Source organism: Xanthomonas dyei, from assembly GCF_002939865.1.
Classification (GTDB): Bacteria; Pseudomonadota; Gammaproteobacteria; order Xanthomonadales; family Xanthomonadaceae; genus Xanthomonas; species Xanthomonas dyei.
Map to the genome: position 1 here is coordinate 36,139 of NZ_MDEE01000027.1, position 22,006 is coordinate 58,144.

Below are 22,006 nucleotides of genomic sequence, written 5' to 3' on the forward strand. Positions count from 1 at the left end.
GACCAAGCCTTACCGACAGCCCTGATCGCGATCGATAGAGCCCCATCGCGCCCAGGTGCGCTCCTACAGTGCAGTGCCAGGGCTGATCGCAACAATGCCAGCGCGGATCGCACTGCATGTGGGAGTAACGACCTGCGGCTGATGTGCACTGGCGTTTCCGATCATCGCCATCTCGTAGGAGCGCACCATGGCGCGACGGGCGTTGCCGGTTAAGCGTTCGCACCCGGGTGCGCTCCTACAGTGCAGTGCCAGTGCAGATCGCAACAATGCCAGTGCGGATCGCAATGCATGTGCGAGCGACGACCTGCGCATGACGTGCGGTGCCGTTTCCGATCATCGCTATCTCGTAGGAGCGCACCTGGGCGCGACGGGCGTTGCCGGTAGAGCGTTCGCGCCCAGGTGCGCTCCTACATTGCAATTTGCTGGTGCTGGTGCCTGCCGTTTGCATGCCCCATGCCGGGTACAGCACAACAAAAAAGCCCCGGCAATGCCGGGGCTTTTCGTCTTGCAACCAATCGATCAATCAACCAATCGATCAACGATCAACGATCAACGATCAACGATCAACGATCCGGACGATGCGCGCCCGATTCGTTCTGTGCGACCAGATATTCCTTGGACTGCTCGTCCAGCTTGTCGCCCAGCATGCGGCGCACCACCACGAAGAACAGCGGGATGAAGATCACGCCGAGTACGGTGGCAAACACCATGCCGCCGATCACGCCGGTACCGATGGAGTGACGCGAGTTGGCGCCGGCGCCGGTGGAGATCGCCAGCGGCAACACACCCAGGATGAAGGCGAACGAGGTCATCAGGATCGGGCGGAAACGCAGATGCGCCGCTTCCAGGGCCGCCTCGCGCAGGGTCTTGCCCGCCGCGCGTTGCTCCACCGCAAATTCCACGATCAAGATCGCGTTCTTTGCCGCCAGACCAATCACCGTGATCATGCCGATCTTGAAGTACAGATCGTTCGGCAGACCGCGCAGCATCGAGAACACGATCGCACCCAGCACACCGATCGGCACCACCATCAGCACCGCCACCGGAATCGACCAGCTCTCGTAGAGTGCGGCCAGGCACAGGAACACCACCACCACCGACAACGCCAGCAGCAGCGTCGCCGCGTTACCGGCAATGATTTCCTGGTACGACATGCCGCTCCAGTCGAAACCGAAGCCCGGCGGCAGATCGTTGTTGACGATCTCTTCCATCGCCGTCATCGCCTGGCCGGAGCTACCGCCCGGGGCAGGATTACCGACGATGTTGACCGCCGAATAGCCGTTGTAGCGATTCAGCGCCGGCGAGGCGTACGTCCATTCGGCCTTGACCACGTTGCTCAGCGGAATCATGCCGGGCTGGCCATCGGCACCGGTGGCGGTGCTGCTGGGAGTGAAGAAGTTGCGCAACGACTCGGGGCCGGTACGGAACTGATCGTCGGCACGGATGTTGACGCGCTTGATGCGGCCTTCGGAGAAGTAGTCGTTGACGTACACCGGTGCCAGCATCAGCTGGATCGAGCTGTAGATGTCGCTGACTTCCAGACCCATCGACTGCGCCTGCACGCGGTCCACATGCAACTGCAGCTGCGGCGAATTTTCCAGGCCGTTCGGGCGCACGCCCACCATGGTGTCGGCCTTTTGCGCCGCCTTGCCCAGCACGATGTTGCGCGCCTGGGTCAAGGCTTCCTGGCCTGCGCCGGAGCGGTCCTGCAGCCACATGTCGAAGCCACCGAACTGGCCAAGGCCCTGCACGGTCGGCAGGTTGACCACGAAGATCTGCGCGCCCTTGATGCCGTAGAAGGCACCGTTGAGTTGCTGGATCAACTGCTCGGCAGTGACGTCACGCTCTTCCCACGGCTTGAGCCGGATGAAGCCCATGCCGACGTTTTCGCCCGAGCCCAGGAAGCTGAAGCCGGCAATCTGCAGCATGCCTTCCACGGCGGGCTGCTTTTCCAGCACCGCACGCATCTGCGCAAACGCTTCGTTGGTGCGGATCTTGGTGGCACCCGGCGGCAACTGCACGATGGCCACCGCAAAGCCCTGGTCCTCTTCCGGCAGGAAGCTGCCCGGCATGCGGGTGAACAGGAAGCCGCACAACACCACCAGCACCACGAACACGATCATCCATGGCGGCGAGCGCTTCAGCGTGTGACCCACCACGCCGACATAGCGATGCGCCAGCTTGTCGTAGTACTTGTCGAAGGTGCGGTAGACCCAGTTCTTCTTGTCCGAGTGAGTGGGCTTGAGGAAGCTGGCGCACAGCGCCGGCGTAAAGGTCAGCGCCAGGAACGCGGAGAAACCCATCGACATGGCGATGGTCAGCGCGAACTGCTTGTAGATCGCACCGGAGGCGCCGGGCTGCAGCGAGGAGGGGATGAACACCGCCGCCAGCACCACGGTGATGGCCACCACCGCGCCGGTGATCTGGGTCATCGCCTTCTGCGTGGCCGCCTTCGGCTCCAGATGCTCCTCGCTCATGATGCGTTCGACGTTCTCGATCACCACGATCGCATCGTCCACCACGATGCCGATCGCCAGCACCATCGCAAACAGGGTCAGCTGGTTGATGGTGAAGCCGATGGCGTACATGCCGAAGAAGGTGCCCAGCAGCGCCACCGGAATCACCAGGGTCGGGATGACCGTGGCGCGGAAGTTCTGCAGGAACAGCAGCATCACCAGGAACACCAGCACGATGGCTTCCACCAGCGTGTGCACCACTTCCTCGATGGAGATGCGCACGAAGGTGGTCGACTCGTACGGCGCAAACCAGGTCACGCCCTGCGGGAAGGTGGGCTGCAGTTCGTCGAGCTTGGCACCGACCGCTTCGGACACGTTCAGCGCGTTGGCGCCCGGCAGCAACTGGATACCGAAGGCACCGGTGGGCTTGCCGTTGTACTGGGTATCGAAGCCGTAGTTGCTCGGGCCCACGCTGACGCGCGCGACATCCTTCAGCCGCACCGTCGCACCGTTGTTGTCGGTGCGCAGGATGATGTTCTCGAACTCTTGCGGCGAGCTGAAACGCCCTTCCGCCGACACCGTGGCGGTGAAGCTGATGCCTTGCGGCGTGGGGTCGGCACCGACCGAACCGGCCGCGAACTGCACGTTCTGGTTACGTACCGCGGTCAGCACTTGGGTGGCCGACAGGTTGTAGCCCTGCAGCTTCTCCGGGTTCAACCAGATGTTCATCGCGTACTCGGCGCCGAACTGGTTGGTGCTGCCGACGCCGGGAACGCGCGAAATCTGCTCCAGCACGCGCGAGCCGACGATGTCGTTGAGCGCATCGCGGTTGATCGACGGGTTGTCCGAGCGCAGCGCGGCCACCATCATGAAGCCGGCGTTGGCCTTGGCCACCACCACACCCTGCTGGGTGACTTCGGACGGCAGGCGCGGCGTGGCCAGCGACACCTTGTTCTGCACCTGCACCTGCGCGATATCCGCGTCGGTGCCGGTTTCGAAGGTCAGCGTGATGGTGACGCGGCCGTTGGAGGCCGACGAGGAGTTGAAGTACAGCAGGTGGTCGATACCGGTGAGCTGCTGCTCGATGACCTGCGTCACCGCCTTTTCGGCGGTATCGGCGCTGGCACCGGGGAAGTTGGCGGTGACGGTGACCTGCGGCGGGGCGATCGAGGGGTACGACTCGATACCCAGATTCAGGATCGAGATCACGCCCGCAAGCGAGATCAGGATCGCCACCACCCAGGCAAAGATCGGGTGTTCGATAAAAAACTTAGGCATGTCCGGGTTCCGTCACTGCTGCTTGGACTGGGAGTCGGCTGGCTGCGCCGCCGTATCCTGCTTGGGCTGTTCCTGCGCCGCCGGTGCCGCGGCATCGGCGGCGTTGGCAGCCGGTGCGGCCTTGGCATCGCCGGCCTGGCCTGCGGCGGGCGCCGCGCCAGGTGCACCGGGCTGCCCCGGCTGACCGCCGGCGGCCGGCTTGTTCGGATCCCACGGCACGCCCTTGGCCGGCTGACCCTCCTTGGCCTTCTGCACGCCATCTACGATGACTTGGTCGCCCGGGGTCACGCCGCCGGTCACGATCCACTGGCCCTTCTGCTGGCCGTCGACTGTGAGGTTCTTGCGCACCACCTTGCCGTCCTTGCCCAGCACCAGCGCATAGGCGCCGGTCGCATCGCGCTGCAGCGCCTGCTGCGGCAGCAGGTAGGCATTGTTGCGTTGGCCCAGGCTGGCTTTAAAGGTCACGAACGCGCCCGGCAGCAATGCCAGTTCCGGGTTGGGCAGGGTCGCGCGCAGCGACACCGCGCCGGTGCTCGGGTCCACCGTCACCGCCGACACGTCCAGCGTGCCGGGGTGCGGGTACATCGTGCCGTTGCCCAGCTCCACATTGATGGTGGACTTGCCGTCGCCGCTGAGCTGCACGTTGCCGCTGCTCTGCGCCTGGCGCAGTGCGGCGAGTTCTTCGCTGCTCATCGCAAAGTTGACGTACAGCGGGTCGATCTGGTCGACCGTGGTCAGCAGCGTCGCTTCGCCCGAGCCGACCAGCGCGCCTTCGGTCACCCGCTGGATGCCGGCGCGGCCGGTGATCGGCGAGGTGACGCTGGCGAAGCTGAGCTGGATCCGGGCGGCCTGCACCGCACCGCGCGCCTGCTGCACGCTGGCGCCGGAGGAGCGTTCGGTGGCTTCGGCGTTATCGATGTCGGCACGCGAGACGTACTGCTGCGGCGCCAGGCTGCGCGCGCGCTTGGCGGCGATCTGGGCGTTGGCGTAAGTGGCTTCGGCGGCGGCCAGCTGGCCCTGCGCCTGCAACAGCGAGGCGCGCAGCGGCATCGGGTCGATCTCGAACAGCGGCTGGCCTTCCTTGACGTCGGTGCCTTCGGTGTACAGACGCTTGAGCAGCACGCCGTCCACGCGGGCGCGCACGTCGGCCGAGCGGAACGCCGACAGGCGGCCCACCAGGTCGCGTTCCAGCGGCAGGGTCTGCGGTTTCATTTCCAGCACCGACACTTCCGGCGGCGGTGGCGCCTGCTGTTGTTCGGGCTTGCTGCAGGCAGCGAGCGCCACGGTGATGGCCAAGGCCAGGCCGAAGGTGCGGAGCGGGGCAATCATCAGGAGGAACTCCGTTAGGGTCTTGAAGTGAGAAGAGCAAGCGAGGCCGGCGCAGGCGCGGTATTGGCCGCGGCAAACGCCCGCAAAAAGGTATCGACGGCGAACTGCGCCCACTGCTGCCTGGCGGCAAGGCCGGCGCGATGGGGAACCTGAAACCGTTGGCGATCGAAATCCAGCCCGACGATCATGCCCAGCAGCAGCTCGGCCATGAAGTGCGGATCGTCATGGCGCAGCTGGCCGGCGGCCATCGCTTGCTCGAAGCGATGCGCCAGGCGCTGCTGCATGCCGACGACGCCCTCATGGAAGATCTGCTGCGACTGATCGGGGAACCGGTGCGACTCGGCTTCCACCAAGCGACAGGTCTGTAACACATCCGGGCTGTTCAGACGATCAAGATGGGCCAGCGCGAAGGCCAGCAGATCTTCGCGCAGATCGCCGGATACCGCGTCCAGCGGCACCGTGGCCAGGTGCACGTGGTCCTGCAGGACATCGCGCAGCAGATTCTCTTTACAGCCGTAATAGCTGTAGAGCGTCTGCTTGGAGCAGCCGGCGCGCTCGGCCACCGCGTCCATGCTCAGTCGCATGCCGCGCTCGGCAAGCAACGCATGCACGGCAGCATGGATGCGGCGATCGCAGTCCGAACGCCGGGCAGCACGGGGGGAACGAGGAGTCATGGCGGTAGACTATACCGTCCAGTTTAGTTTTTAAACAGCCTTGACGATCGCAGTTTGGTCTGCGCAACGCCTTGTGTGCCAAGCATTGGACCGGACTTTGCCGGATCTGGCGATCCAGCCATCCGCCAGCCGGGCAGGCGTGGGGAAACTACACAGCCATAGCGCTTTCGCGCCACTGCCGCGCCTGCTACGCGCCGCGTATTTGCGCTATGCAGCAAGGCGTTGTCACGGCGCATCGGTACAATTCAGGTTTTCCACCGAGCATCCCAGCTCTCTCATGACAGCCAAGAAAGCCGCTTCGAAATCGTCCACGACGTCGGTCAAACCGGTCGCCGAACGTGCCGTCCCCGTGCTTGCCACCGAACCGCAGGCGGTCACCCTCGAGCCGGTATTTGCCGCGTTGCGCAAGCGCTACCCGGCGGCCCGACAGTCCGAGGTCCAGTTGTTCGCGGCCGATTTCTATCGGCGCATGGAAGAGGACGAGTTTCCGAATCATCCGCCCGAGCAGTGGGCGGCGTTGGCGGCCGACATGCTGGAATTTGCGCGCGTGCGCAAAGCCGGCACGGTCAATGTGCGGGTGTTCAACCCGGCCCTGAAGAGCCACGGCTACGAGTCGCCGCATACGCTGCTGCAGATCGTCAACGACGACATGCCGTTCCTGGTGGACTCGGTCAGCATGACCCTGTCGGACCTGGGCATCGGCGTGCATGTGCTCGGCCACCCGGTGCTGCGCATCGCGCGCGACAAGGCCGGCAAGCTGACGGCGGTGGGCGAGGGCAAGAGCGAATCGCTGATGGTGCTGGAGATCGACCGCCAGCCGGCCGATGAGATGGCCAAGGTGGAAGCGGCGGTGCGCAAGGTGCTGGGCGAAGTGCGCGCCATCGTGCACGACTGGGCAGCGATGCGCGAAAAGATGGTGATGCTGGCCGACGATCTGGCCACCCGCCGCCTGCCGATCGACGACATCAGCCGCCACGAAGCGCAGGAGTTCCTGCGCTGGGCTGCGTCCGACCACTTCACCTTCTTCGGCTATCGCGAATACCGCGTGGAGAAGCAGGACGGCCAGGACGTGCTGGCGCCGGTGGAAGAAACCGGCCTGGGCCTGATGCGCGGCCACGACACCTCGCCGGCGCGCCCGGTGACCACGCTGGCGGCGCATGGCCTGAATGCATCGTCCAAGCGCAAGGACGCGTTGATCCTGACCAAGACCAACGCCCGTTCGCGCGTGCATCGCGTTGGCTACATGGATTACATCGGCATCCTGGAATTCGATGGCAAGGGCCGTATCGTCGGCGAGCAGCGCTTCCTGGGCCTGTTTACCTCCAGCGCCTACAACCGCCGCCCGTGGGAAATCCCGCTGGTGCGTCAGCGCCACGAATACGTGATGAGCAAGTCGGGGCTGACCCCGAGCAGCCATAGCGGCAAGGCGTTGCGGCATATCCTTGAGACGCTGCCGCGCGAAGAGTTGTTCCAGTCCAACGAAGAAGAGCTGTACCGCACCGCGATCGGCATTCTGGGCTTGCAGGAGCGCGTGCGTAGCCGCATGTTCCTGCGCCGCGACAAGTACAGCCGTTTCATTTCCGCGCTGGTGTACATCCCGCGCGAGCGCTTCAACACCGATGTGCGGTTGCGCATCGAAGGGCTGTTGAAAGACGCGTTGCACGGCGAATACATCGATTCGTCGGTGGTGCTGGGCGAGTCGCCGCTGGCGCAGCTGCATCTGATCGTGCGGCCCAAGAGCGGCGAAGCACTGGAGTTCAATACCACCGAACTCGAATCGCGCCTGGCGCATCTGCTGCGCAACTGGCGCGATGCCCTGCGCGAAGCGCTGGTGGCGCGTCATGGCGAGGCCAATGGCCTGCGCATGGCGGCCAATTTCGGCCGCGCGTTGCCGGCCGGTTATATCGAAGAGTCGTCGATCGAATCGGCGGTGTCCGACGTCGAACATCTGGCAACCCTGGATGGCCCGGACGATCTGCATCTGAGCCTGCAGGAAGTTCGCCGCGACGACGGTGTGCGGCTGGATGCCGGCGAAGGCCTGCGTCTGAAGCTGTACCGTCAGCTCGACGACATCCCGCTGTCGGATGCGATGCCGATGATGGAAAACATGGGCCTGCGCGTGATCTCCGAGCGGCCGTATCGGCTGCAGGTGGGCGAGACGCCGGTCTATATTCAGGACTTCGAAGTCGAATCGACCACGGGCAAGATCGATGCCGCCCATGCCGATGTCGGCTTCGGCGAAGCCTTCGAGCGCATCTGGAATGGCGATGCCGAAAACGACGGCTTCAACCGTCTGATCCTGGCCGCCGGTCTGCACTGGCGTCAGGTCGCGTTGCTGCGTGGTTACTGCAAGTATCTGCTGCAGACCGCGGTGCCGTTCTCGCAGGCTTACGTCGAAGCCACGTTTACCCGTTATCCGTTGCTGGCACGGTTGTTGGTGGAACTGTTCGAAGCGCGCTTCGACCCGTCCACGGGCAGCGAAACCAAGGCGCAGATCTTTGCCGGCCAGGAACGTCTGCGCGAAGAACTCTTCGCGCTGGCAGGTGGCGATGAGGCCACGCGCAAGGCGCTGGAACCGGTGCTCGCGGCACGCGGCGGCGACCGCGCTGCGCAGCAGGAGGCCACCCGCGCCACCTTGCTCAAGCTGATGGACCGCGTGTCCAGCCTGGACGAAGACCGCATCCTGCGCAGCTTCATCGACGTGATCGATGCCACGCTGCGCACCAACTACTACCAGACCGACAAGCACGGCAAATACGGCCATTGCATCAGTTTCAAGCTGGATTCGTCGATCGTGCCGGACCTGCCCAAGCCGCGTCCGTATCGGGAGATCTTCGTCTACAGCCCGCGCGTGGAAGGCGTGCATCTGCGCTTTGGCGCAGTGGCGCGCGGCGGCCTGCGTTGGTCGGACCGTCGCGAGGATTTCCGCACCGAGGTGCTGGGCCTGGTCAAGGCGCAGATGGTCAAGAACACCGTCATCGTGCCGGTCGGCGCCAAGGGCGGTTTCTACGTCAAGCGCTCGCCGGTGGGTGGCGATCGTGATGCGATCCAGGCCGAAGGCATCGCGTGCTACAAGCTGTTCATCCAGGGCCTGCTCGACATCACCGACAACATCGTCGGCGGCAAGATCGTGCCGCCGACGCAGGTGGTGCGCCACGATCAGGACGACCCGTACCTGGTGGTCGCCGCCGACAAGGGCACGGCCACCTTCTCCGACATCGCCAATGGCCTGGCGCTGGATCACGGCTTCTGGCTGGGCGATGCGTTCGCCTCTGGCGGCTCGGTCGGTTACGACCACAAGGGCATGGGCATCACCGCGCGTGGCGCGTGGGAGTCGGTCAAGCGCCACTTCCGTGCGATGGGCCGCGATTGCCAGAGCCAGGATTTCAGCGTGGTCGGCATCGGCGACATGTCCGGCGACGTGTTCGGCAACGGCATGCTGCTCTCAACGCATATCCGCCTGCTGGCCGCGTTCGATCACCGGCATATCTTCCTCGACCCGTCGCCGGATGCGGCTGCCTCGTTCGCCGAACGCCAGCGCCTGTTCAAGCTGCCGCGTTCCAGCTGGGCCGATTACGACGCCAAGCTGATCAGCGCCGGTGGCGGGATTTATCCGCGCACGCTCAAGTCGATCGACATCAGCGCGCCGGTGCGTGAAGCCTTGGGCCTGGAATCCAACGTCAAGCAGCTCTCGCCGAACGAACTGATGAACGCCATTCTCAAGGCGCCGGTGGATCTGTTCTGGAACGGCGGTATCGGCACCTACGTCAAGGCCTCCAGCGAATCGCATGCCGATGTGGGCGATCGCGCCAACAACGGTCTGCGCGTCAATGGCGGCGAGTTGCGCTGCAAGGTGGTGGGCGAGGGCGGCAATCTGGGCCTGACCCAGCTGGGCCGCATCGAAGCGGCGCAGACCGGCGTGTTGCTCAACACCGACTTCATCGACAACTCGGCCGGCGTGGACACCTCCGATCACGAGGTGAACATCAAGATCCTGCTCAACGACGTGGTGCAGGCCAAGAAGCTCACCTACGACGCACGCAACAAGCTGCTGGCGTCGATGACCGACGAAGTGGCCGACCTGGTGCTGTGGGACAACTATCGCCAGAACCAGGCGATCAGCTTGATGGAGCGCATGAGCGTCAAGCGCCTGGGCTCCAAGCAGCACTTCATCCGCACGCTGGAATTGCAGGGCCTGCTCGATCGCCAGATCGAGTTCCTGCCGTCCGACGCCGAACTGTCCGCACGCAAGGCGCGTGGGCAGGGCTTGTCGCGGCCGGAACTGTCGGTGCTGCTGTCGTACTCCAAGCTGGTGGCGTTCCAGCAGCTGCTGGAATCGGATATCCCGGAAGATCCGTATCTGTCCAAGGAACTGCAGCGCTACTTCCCGCAGCCGCTGCAGAAGAAATACGCCGATGCGATGGAGCGCCATCGCCTCAAGCGCGAAATCATCGCCACCGCGGTCACCAACACCACCATCAACCGCATGGGCGCCACCTTCCTGATGCGCATGCAGGAAGACACCGGCCGCAGCATCGGTGAGGTCGCCAAGGCCTATACCATCAGCCGCGAAACGCTGGATGCGCGCGCGCTGTGGACGCAGATCGACGCGCTGGACGGCAAGGTGCCCGAGTCGGTGCAGATCGATGCACTGGAAGTGATCTGGCGCCTGCAACGCTCGTTCGTGCGTTGGCTGTTGCTGCGTCCGGGCCAGATGCCGGGCATCACCGCAGCGGTGGAGCGTTACCACGGCCCGTTCAACGATATCCGGGTGGCCTCGGGCGTGTTGTCCGACACCCAGCGACCGCTGTACGAAGCCAGCGTGCAGGAGTGGCAGGACAAGGGCCTGCCGCCGGCACTGGCACAGCAGCTGTCCGAGTTGCGCTATCTGGAGCCGGCGTTCGACATCATCGAAACCGCGCGCACCCGCAAGCTCAAGCCGGTGGAAGTGTCCAAGGTGCACTTCCGTTTGGGCGATGCGCTGCGGCTGCCGTGGTTGTTCGAGCAGATCGACGCGCTGGAGGTCAACGGCCGCTGGCATGCGGTGGCACGTGGCGTGCTGCGCGACGAACTGGCCGCGCATCAGCGTGCGCTGGTGGGTCAGGTGCTGACCATGCCCGGCAGCAGTGCCGAGGACAAGGTGGCCAATTGGCTGGCACGCGACGATTCCAGCCTGCGCTTCACCTTGGCGATGTTGAGCGATGTGGCCGAGCAGAAGACGCTGGACTATCCGACCGTGTCGGTGGCGGTGCAGCGGTTGGGGCAGTTGGCGGCGCACGGGCTGTAGATGTGTGCCGCGACGTGGCGGCAGAGCGGTCGCTCTGCTGTCACGTTGCCTTTTATCGGTGGTGAAGTTGTTATCTGTCACGCAAAAGGCCGCCCAAAGGCGGCCTTTTGCGTGATGGCAGACAGATTGCTGCGGTCCTGCGTGCTGCAGCAGTGCGCATGCACGGCAGATCAGCGCAGGTTCGCAGCCTTCTCCATCGAGACCGCCGCTGAGTGAGTGTCGCTCAGGCTGCGGGGTGGTAGCGCTCTGCGGCGTTCGCCTGCCGGATGTCCGACAGCAAGCCCTGGCGCGCGCCATCCAGTGCGTCCCAGCGTTCGGCCACGTGCAGCGGCGGGATAGTGACCAGTTCGCGGCGATCGAAGCCGACCAGCGCGGCATCGACCAGTTCGCCAACGTCCATCAGGTCGCTGAGCGTGTTGATGTCGATACCGGCGCGCTCCCAGATTTCGGTGCGGGTCCCGGCCGGCAGCACGGCCTGCACATACACGCCCTTGGCTCCCAGCTCCACGTGCAGGCCCTGCGACAGGAACAGCACGAAGGCCTTGGTGGCGCCATAGACGCTCATGCCGAATTCGGGCGCAAGCCCCACGACCGATCCGAGGTTGACGATGGCGCCGCTGCCGGACTGCGCAAAGCGCGGCGCAACGGCGGCAGAAAGGCGAGTCAACGCGGTGATGTTGAGCGCGATCAGGCGGTCGATCGCCTCGGCGTTTTGCTGCACGATGCCGCCCGATTGCGCGATGCCGGCATTGTTGACCAGGACGCCGATCTGCGCGTCGTCGCGCAGGCGGGTTTCCACGGCGGTCAGATCGGCGGGCTGGGTCAGGTCGGCCTGCAGCACATCGACGTTGACGTGGTGGCCGTCGCGTAGGCGCGCAGCCAGGGCATCCAGGCGTTCCTTGTCGCGTGCAACCAGCACCAGATTGTGTCCGCGTTGGGCGAAGCGTTCGGCATAGACGGCGCCGATACCGGTGGAGGCGCCAGTGATGAGGACAGCGGGAAGTGCGGTCATGGAAGTTCCTTGCGGTTGGAAAAGGTCAAATTGCCCACGGCTTGGGAGCGAAGCGAAGCGGCGCGCAATGGCGGTGTTTGGAGGAAGTGAGGCAAAGATTACGAGCAAAATCTAAATTGTCAATGCTTTGATTATGACCAACATCAAAGTATGCTGGGGGCTGTCCCAGTCCCGCACATCCCCGGAGGGTCCAACAATGAAAGTGACCAAGGCACAGGCGCAGGCGAACCGTGCGCACGTCGTCGAAACGGCCGCGGTGCTGTTTCGCGAGCGCGGCTATGAAGGGATCGGCATCGCCGACTTGATGGCCGCTGCAGGGTTCACCCATGGTGGGTTCTACAAGCAGTTCCGCTCCAAGGCGGATCTGATGGCCGAATCGGCAGCCTGCGGTCTGGCCAACATCGCTGCACAGTCCGAGCGTGCGGACAAGACCGATTTCGTGAATTTCTATCTATCGCGCGGGCATCGCGACAACCCCGCCACCGGTTGCACGATGGCGGCGCTGGGCGCCGACGCCGCCCGTCAGCCGCAGGAGGTGCGCGAAGCGTTTGCTGCCGGGGTGGAAAACATGTTGGCTGCGCTCGACCGCAGCGGGGCTGCGCCCGGCACTGCCGAAGCGGCACAGGAGCGCGCCAGCAACCTGGACATGATGGCGCATGCGATCGGCGCCATCGTGCTGTCGCGCTCGTGCCCGAACGATTCGCCACTGGCCGACGAAATCATTGCGGTGTGTCGTGACCAGATCCTGTCGTCGTTGCAACCGTCCAACTAGCACGCACAGGTGCATCTGCGTGTGGCGCGATTGCGGGTTTGCCGGTAACGCCGCGTGTTGAGAGACGCGCGCGTACTGATACGCCGCGTAACGCGCGAGCCGTCCTGCAGATCCGTCAGCCGTGTCACGTGCCTGGCGCAACGCCGTTGATGTCGCTGCACTCAAAATTGCTGAGAAAACACACCGTCTGAGCAGGCATCAAGGCGATCAACACCGTCCGCTTCAAGCGGACCCAGGCAAGCCTGCTGCTGCAGTAAATCAACACGCCTTGCACCGCCATGACCGCTGATCCCTCACCGCACCGCCATCTCACTCGGCCATCTCGCTCAGCTACGGCGTGATCGTCAACCGACCGCCCCGTCACTCACCGCAATCTAAGGACGCGCTCACCCGCAGCCTCCATCCAAACAGGACAAGGTCATGACCTTCAATGCATTGCTTGCCACGCAAACCAGCGAGACGGTGACCACCGAACTCGTGCAGTTCAACGAAGACGATCTCATGCCGGGCGAGGTGACGATTGCCGTCGACTATTCGACCGTCAACTACAAGGATGCGCTGGCGGTCACCGGACGCGGCCCGATCATTCGCCGTTTTCCGCTGATTCCCGGTATCGATCTAGCCGGTGTGGTCGAAGCGTCCAGCTACTCGGGGATTGCGGTGGGAGACCGCGTGCTGGTCAATGGTTGGGGCTTGAGCCAGACCCATCACGGCGGCTATGCGCAAAAGGCGCGGGTGCCTGGCGATTGGTTGATCAAGATTCCAGCGCCATTTTCCACCCACGATGCGATGGCGATCGGCACGGCCGGCTATACCGCCATGCTGGCGGTGATGGCGCTGGAGCACGGCGGGCTGACGCCCGAACGCGGCGACATCCTGGTCACCGGCGCAAATGGCGGCGCCGGTTCGGTGGCCATCGCCCTGCTGGCAGGGTTGGGCTACCGCGTGGTCGCTTCCACCGGCCGGCTGCAGCAGGCCGCATATCTGCACAGCCTGGGCGCTGCAGAAGTCATCGACCGCAGCAGTCTGTCCGAACCCGGCGCGCCGATCAGCAAGGAGCGCTGGGCAGGCGTGGTGGATGGGGTGGGCAGCCATACGCTGGCGAATGCGCTAGCGCAAACGCAGTATCGCGGCGTGGTGACCTCCTTCGGCATGGCGCAGGGTGTGCAATTGCCGGCCTCGGTGCTGCCTTTCATCCTGCGTAACGTCACGCTGGCCGGCATCGATTCGGTCAACGCGCCGCAGGCGGTACGCCTGCAGGCTTGGTCGCGTCTGGCGCGCGATCTGGAGTTGGGAAAGCTGGCATTGACCACGACGACAGTCGGGCTGGCGGAGGTGCCGCAGATTGCCGCCCAGCTGCTGGATGGCAAGGTGCAGGGGCGTACCGTCGTGGATGTGAACGCATGAGCGCGCCCACTGCATCGCGAGCGTTCCGCTATCTGGCCACGCTGTCGGCGCTGTTGTTTTTCGCGTTGGGCGCGGCCTGGTTGCTGGCGCCTGCGACCATGCTGGCCAACTGGGGACTCGCCTTCGACAGCAATGCGCTGGGGGTGGTGGGCCGACGCGCCGCGCCGATGTATGCGGCCATCGGTGTGATGCTGTTGCTGGTGCGTGCTGCACCGCCATCGCCGGGGCGCCGGGCCGTGATTGCCGGCTTTGCCACCGCGTGCTTGTCGCTGGCAGTGCTGGGCGTGTCGGAATGGGCTGCCGGGCATGTCAACGCCGGTATTTTTGCAGCGGTTGCCATTGAAATCGGGCTTCCGCTGGCGTTCCTGTTGGTCACGCGTGCAGAGGCCGCGCAGCGACGCGCCAACCTCGCGCGTTGATCGATGCATGACGGCAGCCTGTTGCGTGCCGTCATGCAATCGAAGGGCAGGCATAGGTGTGATGGCTGGCTACCCACTGTAGTCAGCAGCTGGCAATACCGCATGCTGGCGAGTGCAGGGGCTTCGGTGTAGCTGCCGATATCGGCTAACGGCGGTGACGCGATCGGTGTGTCAGCCGCGCGACGCCCGGTGTCCGCTCATTTCCTGCCCGGCGTTCTTGTCGAAGCGCAGATGCCCCCAGGTGGCGCTGAGCGAAATCAGGCTCACCACGCAAAACGCCAGCGAAAAATCGCCTTGCGCCGGTTGGGTGTGATCGCCGGCCAGCATCGCCAGTTTGAGGATCATCGCGCCGGCGCACACGCCCACCGACAGCATCAGCTGCTGCAAGGTGGTGTACAGGCTGCTGGCGGGGCTCATGCGCGCGCTGGGCACGTTTTCGTAGGCGATGGTGTTGTAGGCGGCGAACTGGAACGACATGAAGGCGCCGCACCACAACAGCAGGCCGAATATCAGCGCCGGCGGCCAGTCGGGCCGGAACAGCGCACACACCATGTAACCCAGGCTGGCCAGGATGCCATTGCCGATCAGGCTGTTGCGGTAGCCGAAGCGGCGCAGCAATTGCGGCGTGATGCTGCGCATCAGCAACGCACCGAGTGCGGTGGCCAGAATCAGCCGCCCGCTGTGCGCAGCGCTGAAACCGAAGCCGATCTGGAACAGCAACGGCAACAGGAACGGCTGCGCGCCCTGGGTGATGCGCATCAGCGCACCGCCGATCACCGACAGCCGGAACGAGTCGATGCGCAGCAGGGTCAGATCCAGCAGCGGTGCCGGGTGGTAGCGCGCATGCCACAGATATCCCAACGACGCGGCCGCGCCGATGGCCAGCAACCAGCTGGCCATGCCGATGCCGTCCTGCTGGCTGACCATTTCCAGTCCGAACAGCAGGCAGCCCAGCGCGATGCCGCACAATACGAAGCCGCGCAGATCGAAACGTGCCGGTGCGGCGTCGGTAGGAATTTCCGGGATGAAACGGCGCACCAGCAAAAAGCCGGCGATGCCGATCGGCACGTTGATGTAGAAGATCCAGCGCCAATCCAGATACGACACGAAAAAGCCGCCCAGCGGCGGACCCAGCATCGGGCCGATGAAGGCGGGCACGAGCGTCCAGGCCATCGCCGACACCAGATGGCGGCGCTCCACGGTGCGCAGCAGGATCAGGCGCCCGAGCGGGGCCATCATCGCGCCGCCGGCGCCTTGCAGTACGCGCGCGGCCACCATGGTGGGCAGGCTGTCGGCCAGCGAACACAGGATCGAGCCGCCCACGAATACCCAGATCGAAGCGCCGAACACGCGGCGCAGGCCGAAGCGGTCGGCGATGGCGCCGCTGGCCGGGATCAGCACCGCCAGCGCCAGCAGATAGCTGGTCATGGCGATGCTCATGGCTGGCGCGGCCACCCCGAAGTCGCGCGCCAGCGTCGGCAGCGCGGTCGCCAGCACCGTGGCGTCCATCTGCTCCATGAAAATGGCGCACGCCAGGATCAGCGAAATGATGCGGTAATCGGGATAACGCGGCGGCGTCACGCCGGCCTCGGACACGCTGGAAGACATCGGGCTCTCGGTTGCCGGGCCTTGTCCGCGGCGCCCGAAAGCGCGGGATTAGCCCGCGTCGCACGGTGTTGTGCGGCGCAACAACCGGTATTGTCCGCCTGCGTGGTACGCGGTTCAAGCGCGTGGCGGCAACGCTGCGTGCGGTTGGGAGTGCGGTTTGTGCGACGGTTGCGGTGCGAGCCGCTGCGTGAGGTGGGGTGGTGTGTCGTCGTTAGTGGTTTGATGCAGCGCACCGGATCGCTGCGTGCTCTGTCGCTGATGGTCGTGTTTTCTGCGCAAAGCAGCTGCCAGCGTTCGAGCCGGCCGTGTGGCAACGCGTGCGGTGAAGCAACCGTATTGTGGGAGGGCGATATTGGGGGGCGATGGCTCCGTCGTACCCTCATCCGGCGCTGCGCGCCACCTTCTCCCGATGGGAGAAGGGCGTGATGTGCATGCCGATCGTGCTTCGCTCGCGAGCAGCAACAGCAACAGCAACAGCAACAGCAACACCAAGCAGCACGCGGCAAGCAATATGCAGCTGGCAACGCTTGAAGCGCCGGATCAGCGCTGTGCGGTGCGACTGTCCCAGGCGTCCTTGATCTCCAGGATCCGTGGCAGGGCATTGCGGAAATGCTGTACCAGACGCGGTTCCAGTTGCTTGCCCGACATGCTTTCGAGCTTGCGCATTGCGTCTTCTACCGTCCACGGTGCCTTGTATGCGCGCCGCCCGCACAGCGCGTCGAACACATCGGCCACTGCCACAATGCGGGCCGATTCCGGAATGGCCTCGCCGGCCAGGCCGCTGGGATAACCGCTGCCGTCCCAGCATTCGTGGTGATGCAGCGCGATTTCGGCGGCCAGCTGGAACACCGGTCCGCGCCCGTGCCGCAGTAAGTCGTGCCCGGCTTGCGGGTGTTGCCGCACCACCGAGCGTTCGTGTTCGTCCAGCGTGTCGGGCTTGTGCAGGATGCTGCCGGGCACGGCGATCTTGCCGGCGTCGTGCAGCGGCGCGGCATCCTGCAGTGTCTGCGCCTGTTGCTGCGACCAGCCGGCGGCTTCGGCCAGGACGCGGGCATACACCGCCATGCGCCAGATGTGCGCGCCGGTGTCCGCGTCCTGACCCTGGCCGGCAGTGCCCAGAAGATGGATCGCGTCGCGGTATTGCTGTGCCAGGCGCGCGTTTTCGGCCAGCCTGAGCTGGGTGTTGATGCGCGCCTTGAGCAGGGCCGGCGAGTACGGTTTGCTGACGTAATCGGCCGCGCCCGCATCCAGCCCGGCGCGCTCGTCGTGCTCGCTGTTGCGCGAGGTCACGAACAGGATCGGGATGGCATTGCTGGAGGGTTGCTGCTTGAGCGTGCGCGCCACCGCGTAGCCATCCATGTCGGGGAGCTCGACATCCAGCAGGATCAATGCAGGCGCATGGCGCGCCACCGCATCCAGCGCTTCGCCGCCGGTTTTGGCGAACACCAGCGGAAAGTCGTCACGCAACAGCTGGCGCAGGGTCGCCAGGTTGCTGGACTCGTCGTCGACACACAGCAGGGGACGGGACGGCATGGGTGGTCCTTGCCGACGGCACGGGAGATCGCCGTCAGCGTGGGTGGGTGGCCTGCCAGTCGCGCAGGGTGGCCTGGGCGCGACGGAAGTCGAAATCTTCCACGGCGCGTTGCAGTTCTTCCTGCAATGTCGGTGGAAGGTGCGATGCGCAGCTCAGCAGCGCCTGGTCGATCTTGTCGGCGTCGTCGGTGGACAGGGCGAGCTCCAGGATCCGCAGGCTGTCGGCGTCCAGCACCACATCGTCGTCGTTGGCTGCCGCGGTGGCGTGGTCGTGTTGCAGAAAAGTGCCAATCGCCTCGGCGGTGCGTTGCATGACGTCCTTGAGCGCGATCAGCGAGGCGGTGATGTCGTGACCGTCTTCGATGCGCGTTTCAAGATCGCTTGCCGCCCCGGCCAGCGCCGGCAGCGCGAGTGAGCCCGCCGCACCACGCAACTTGTGCGCCATTGCACCGATGGCCGGCAGTTCGTTGCGGCGCAGGTGTTCGGCTGCGACTTCGGCCGGGTCGGGGTTGTCGCGCAGCAGCTTGCTCAGATAACGCGCATACGGCTCGCGCTCGCGCCACAGGCTGTGCGCACGTGCGGCGTCCAGCAGCTCGGGATCGTCGTGCTGCCACTCGGGGCCGATGGCCAGGTCGGTTTCGTGCGGCAGCGAGGGAATGCGCTTGATCCCGGGATGCATGAAGTGACGAATGGCGGCAACCAGTTCCTCGACATTGAACGGTTTGGCGATGAAACCGTTCATGCCCGCTTCCAGCGCTTTTTCCTGTTGCGGGCGGAATGCGCCGGCGGTCAGCGCGATCACCGGCAGGCTGGCCAGGGCAGGGATCTGCCGCAGTCGGCGGGTGGCCTCGTAGCCGTCCACCACCGGCATCTGCACATCCATCAACACCAGATGGAACAGATCCGGCGCGCGCTTGAGGGTGTCGACCGCTTGCTCGCCATCGTGGGCGACGGTGACCATGGCGCCTTCGCCCTCGAGAATGCGCTGCGCCACCTCGCAGTTGATCTCGCTGTCGTCGACCAACAACAGATGCGTGCCTTCCAGCCGCCGTGCCACGAAGGTGGGCGTGACCGGGCGCGCTCCCGGACGCTCGCCGACCAGCTGTTCCACCAGACGATGCAGTGCGGCGCTGGTCACCGGCTTGGTCATCACCGCGTCCAGATCCTGTTGCTCGGGATGCTGCTCCAGCAAACGTCGCTCGTAGGCGGTGACCATCACGATCACCGGATGCGGGCCAGGGGCGGCACGTGCGCGGATTTCGCGCGCGATCGCCACACCATCGATGTCGGGCATGCGCCAGTCGAGCAGGAAGATGTCGTAGGGCTCGCTGGCCTGTTCGATCGCCTGCAGCGCGGCCTGGCCGCTGGCCACTGCATCCACGCGCCAGCCCAGGTCGGTGGTGATCCGCACCAGATTGCTGAGCGCGGCATCGTGGTCGTCGGCGATGAGCACGCGCGGCATCGCTTCGGGCGGCAGCGCCGGCAGATCCTGCTGCGCCTTGGGTGGTGCGGCTTTTTCCAGGGTCACCACGAAATAGAACTCGCTGCCACGGCCGGGCACGCTTTCCACTTCCAGCTCGCCCCCCATCAGCTCGATCAGGCGTCGGCTGATGGTCAGCCCCAGTCCGCTGCCGCCATAGCGCCGGCTGGTGGAGGTATCGGCTTGCAGAAACGGCGAGAAGATCAGGCTCTGCTTTTCCTTGGAAATGCCGATGCCGGTGTCGCGCACGGAGAACAGCAGCTTGACCTTGTTCGGATCGCCGCTGGGGAAACGCCGCACCGACAGCACCACTTCGCCCTGCTCGGTGAACTTGATCGCGTTGCCGACCAGATTGACCAGCACCTGGTTGATGCGCAGCGCATCGCCCAGTAGCCAACGGCTGTCGCGCGGCAACGGCTCGACGATCATCTCCACCGGTTTGGCGCTGAGCGAGGAGCGCATCAGGTCGGCGATGTTGTCGAACAATTGATTGAGATCGAACGGTGCGCGTTCCAGATCGATGCGTCCGGCCTCGATCTTGGAAAAGTCCAGAATGTCGTTGATGATTTCCAGCAAGGTGCGTGCGGAGCGGTCGATCTTGGTGACCATGTCCTGCGCCGCGCCGGGGAGCTCGCTGCGCTGAAGCAGATACAACATGCCCAGGATGGCGTTCATCGGGGTGCGGATTTCGTGGCTCATGTTGGCCAGGAAATCGGACTTGGACTGATTGGCGCTCTTGGCCGCATCCATCGCCAGGCGCAGCTGTTTTTCGTGCATCTTCTGCTCGGTGAGATCCACCGCGACGCCGAGGTAACCGATGACCTGATCGTTGTCGTCGCGCAGGGTGCTCAGGGTCAGCAACACCGGCAGGCGGCGACCGTCGTGACCGACATAGGTCCATTCGCTGGTGTCGCTGCGGCCCAGGCTGGTGAGCGCGGCCACCGCTTCCAGCGTGTGCGCCACCGGCACCCCGGTCTGCTCGGACAGCAGGTGCGCGCGCTCCTGCAGTTCTTCCGGTTCGACGAACTGGCTGGCCTTGCGCCGGCCGATCACGTCCTCTGCGTTATAGCCGAGCAGCTTTTCTGCGGCGCGATTGAACAGCGTGACAAAGCCGCTGGAATCGGTGGCGATGATGGCATACCCGGCATGCGCCAGGATTGCGCGCTGCAAGACCGAGAATTTGACCAGTTCGCTGGTGCGCTCGGCCACCTGATGTTCGAGTGAGGCGTTGAGGTCGAGAATGCGTTGATGCGACCGCACCCGCTCGGAGATATCGCGGAAAAAGTGCGAGTGCCCGCTGAGCGTGCCATCCGGTTCGATGATGGGCGCCTTGCTCGCCAGCACATGCACCTGATGGCCATCGCGGTGCCGCATGCTCTGTGCGGCCGAGGCATTGGTCGGGTACGCTTCATCGGCGTGCTCGATCTGCGGCATCGCATACGGTTGCGGCGACAGCAGCAGCGTCAGGTCCTGATCGATCGCGTCCTCGGCGGTGTAACCGAACATCGCTTCTGCGGCCGGGTTCCAGTGGGTGATGCGGCCATCCGGAGTTTCGGCCACGATGGCTTCGCTGGAATGGCTGACCAGTGCGGCCAGTTCCATCTGTTTGCGCAACACCTCTTCACGGCGTAGCCCGTTGCTGAAGTACAACCCCAGCAAGGCGGCAAACAGGGTGGACGCTGTCATGACCAGGCCGCCCACCAGCCACGGCGAGGTCTGATTGAGCGAGGCCACAAAGCTGGCCGTGGGATGGGCGGTGATGACCCAGGTGCGCCCGTAAATCGGCAACAGCTGCACCACTGGCCGCCAGCGCGCGCTATCGCCGGCTGGGTTGCCGCTGCGGTAGAAATTATGGGTCGGCTCGTTGCGATCGGACAGATCCAGCGCTACGTCGTTGCGTTCGCCCAATGCGCTTTTCACCATCTGCTCGACGCTGAAAGGCGCGTACACCCAGCCGTTGGTGGCAGCCATGCGCTGCTGCGGCGTTTGCAACGGCATGCCCTCGCGATACACCGGCAGCAACACCAGAAAGCCGCTCTCGGTGGGCACGCGATAGCCCGACAACGAAACCGGTGAGGTCATGATCGGCTCGCCGCTGCGCGCGGCCTGCAAGGCGGCGGCGCGGCGGCGCGGTTCGGATGCGATGTCCAGACCGATAGGCCGGTTGCCCGATGACTCCGGTTCGAAGTACAGCACGATATAGCGTTCGCCATCCCACGGCGCCAGCAAGCGGCGGTGGATATCCGGCGCTCCGTCGGCACGCGCGGTCTGCAAGAACGCGTCCTCGTCGGCAGGCGCGACCCGATGGATATAACCGTAGCCCAGCACGCCGGGAAACTCGCGCGCGTAATCGCGCGAGCGGCTGTACAGGGTGAAGCGTTCTCGACTGATGACTCCGCTGCCGGCACCGATCACCGCGCCGCGCGCGCCGCGCAAGCCGTGCTCGAAGGCGTACATGCGTTCGCTGATACTGCGCGCGAGAGTGCGCACGACATATTGAAAACGTTGCTCGCGCTCGAGCTCGTTATGCCGTTGCAGCCAGACCCCCGTGACGATGGCGGCAATCAAACCTGCGGTGAGGATCAGCAGTGCGCTGATAAAGGCGCGGCGCCCGTATTTCCTGCGCAGATCCCAGCGGCCATTCGGCATTTTCGTTCCTTCGCCTTGCCTGTTGCGTGCCCAGTGTCCTGGCCGACGGCAACGTCGACCGCGTGGTACCGCCTGACGATCATCCGGCTGCGTGCAGTCTCC

13 protein-coding genes are annotated in these 22,006 nt (G+C 64.8%); 4 read left to right on the top strand and 9 right to left on the bottom strand.

Features of this window, described 5'->3' with window-relative positions:
* Positions 1–235: 235 nt before the first annotated feature.
* Genes XdyCFBP7245_RS23815 through XdyCFBP7245_RS16360 form a run of 4 tightly spaced genes read right to left on the bottom strand, consistent with a single transcriptional unit; the run spans position 236 to position 5,737 of the window.
* On the bottom strand, positions 236–523 hold the full coding sequence (locus XdyCFBP7245_RS23815) for a hypothetical protein (RefSeq protein ID WP_146091685.1): 288 nt from the start codon (positions 521–523) through the stop codon (positions 236–238).
* Between the two features lie 40 nt (positions 524–563).
* Positions 564–3,734, bottom strand: coding sequence for a multidrug efflux RND transporter permease subunit (locus XdyCFBP7245_RS16350; protein WP_104616597.1), 3,171 nt, complete (start codon positions 3,732–3,734; stop codon positions 564–566).
* Positions 3,735–3,746: 12 nt separating this feature from the next.
* Entirely contained in the window at positions 3,747–5,063 is a 1,317-nt protein-coding gene (locus XdyCFBP7245_RS16355; RefSeq protein WP_104616598.1) for an efflux RND transporter periplasmic adaptor subunit, read from the bottom strand.
* A gap of 14 nt (positions 5,064–5,077) precedes the next feature.
* On the bottom strand, positions 5,078–5,737 hold the full coding sequence (locus tag XdyCFBP7245_RS16360) for a TetR/AcrR family transcriptional regulator (protein ID WP_104616599.1): 660 nt from the start codon (positions 5,735–5,737) through the stop codon (positions 5,078–5,080).
* A gap of 277 nt (positions 5,738–6,014) precedes the next feature.
* On the opposite strand from XdyCFBP7245_RS16360, the gene XdyCFBP7245_RS16365 reads away from it, so the two are divergent.
* Positions 6,015–11,024: an NAD-glutamate dehydrogenase gene (locus XdyCFBP7245_RS16365; RefSeq protein WP_104616600.1), complete on the top strand. Its 5,010-nt coding sequence runs from the start codon at positions 6,015–6,017 to the stop codon at positions 11,022–11,024.
* 223 nt (positions 11,025–11,247) lie between these two features.
* Here XdyCFBP7245_RS16365 and XdyCFBP7245_RS16370 read toward each other — a convergent pair whose 3' ends face one another.
* The gene (locus XdyCFBP7245_RS16370; protein ID WP_104616601.1) at positions 11,248–12,036 is read right to left on the bottom strand and encodes an SDR family NAD(P)-dependent oxidoreductase; all 789 of its coding nucleotides are present in this window, start codon (positions 12,034–12,036) and stop codon (positions 11,248–11,250) included.
* 196 nt (positions 12,037–12,232) lie between these two features.
* Here XdyCFBP7245_RS16370 and XdyCFBP7245_RS16375 point away from each other — a divergent pair, with 196 nt between their 5' ends.
* Positions 12,233–12,808: a TetR/AcrR family transcriptional regulator gene (locus tag XdyCFBP7245_RS16375; protein WP_104616602.1), complete on the top strand. Its 576-nt coding sequence runs from the start codon at positions 12,233–12,235 to the stop codon at positions 12,806–12,808.
* Between the two features lie 124 nt (positions 12,809–12,932).
* Here the strand turns inward: XdyCFBP7245_RS16375 and XdyCFBP7245_RS24055 are convergent, their stop codons facing one another.
* Positions 12,933–13,088: a hypothetical protein gene (locus tag XdyCFBP7245_RS24055; protein WP_158255519.1), complete on the bottom strand. Its 156-nt coding sequence runs from the start codon at positions 13,086–13,088 to the stop codon at positions 12,933–12,935.
* Positions 13,089–13,228: 140 nt separating this feature from the next.
* Between XdyCFBP7245_RS24055 and acuI the strand changes: the two genes are divergently transcribed.
* Together acuI and XdyCFBP7245_RS16385 are read left to right on the top strand one after the other, a co-directional pair.
* Positions 13,229–14,215: an acrylyl-CoA reductase (NADPH) gene (gene acuI / locus XdyCFBP7245_RS16380; RefSeq protein WP_104616603.1), complete on the top strand. Its 987-nt coding sequence runs from the start codon at positions 13,229–13,231 to the stop codon at positions 14,213–14,215.
* The gene (locus tag XdyCFBP7245_RS16385; RefSeq protein WP_104616604.1) at positions 14,212–14,634 is read left to right on the top strand and encodes a hypothetical protein; all 423 of its coding nucleotides are present in this window, start codon (positions 14,212–14,214) and stop codon (positions 14,632–14,634) included. The genes acuI and XdyCFBP7245_RS16385 overlap by 4 nt, the downstream gene beginning before the upstream one ends.
* Positions 14,635–14,805: 171 nt before the next feature.
* Here XdyCFBP7245_RS16385 and XdyCFBP7245_RS16390 read toward each other — a convergent pair whose 3' ends face one another.
* The 3 genes from XdyCFBP7245_RS16390 to XdyCFBP7245_RS16400 form a co-directional block, all read right to left on the bottom strand.
* The gene (locus XdyCFBP7245_RS16390) at positions 14,806–16,242 is read right to left on the bottom strand and encodes a DHA2 family efflux MFS transporter permease subunit (protein ID WP_104616605.1); all 1,437 of its coding nucleotides are present in this window, start codon (positions 16,240–16,242) and stop codon (positions 14,806–14,808) included.
* A gap of 540 nt (positions 16,243–16,782) precedes the next feature.
* On the bottom strand, positions 16,783–17,775 hold the full coding sequence (locus tag XdyCFBP7245_RS16395; RefSeq protein ID WP_104616606.1) for an HD-GYP domain-containing protein: 993 nt from the start codon (positions 17,773–17,775) through the stop codon (positions 16,783–16,785).
* 34 nt (positions 17,776–17,809) lie between these two features.
* Positions 17,810–21,904, bottom strand: coding sequence for a CHASE domain-containing hybrid sensor histidine kinase/response regulator (locus tag XdyCFBP7245_RS16400; protein WP_104616607.1), 4,095 nt, complete (start codon positions 21,902–21,904; stop codon positions 17,810–17,812).
* Positions 21,905–22,006: the final 102 nt, after the last annotated feature.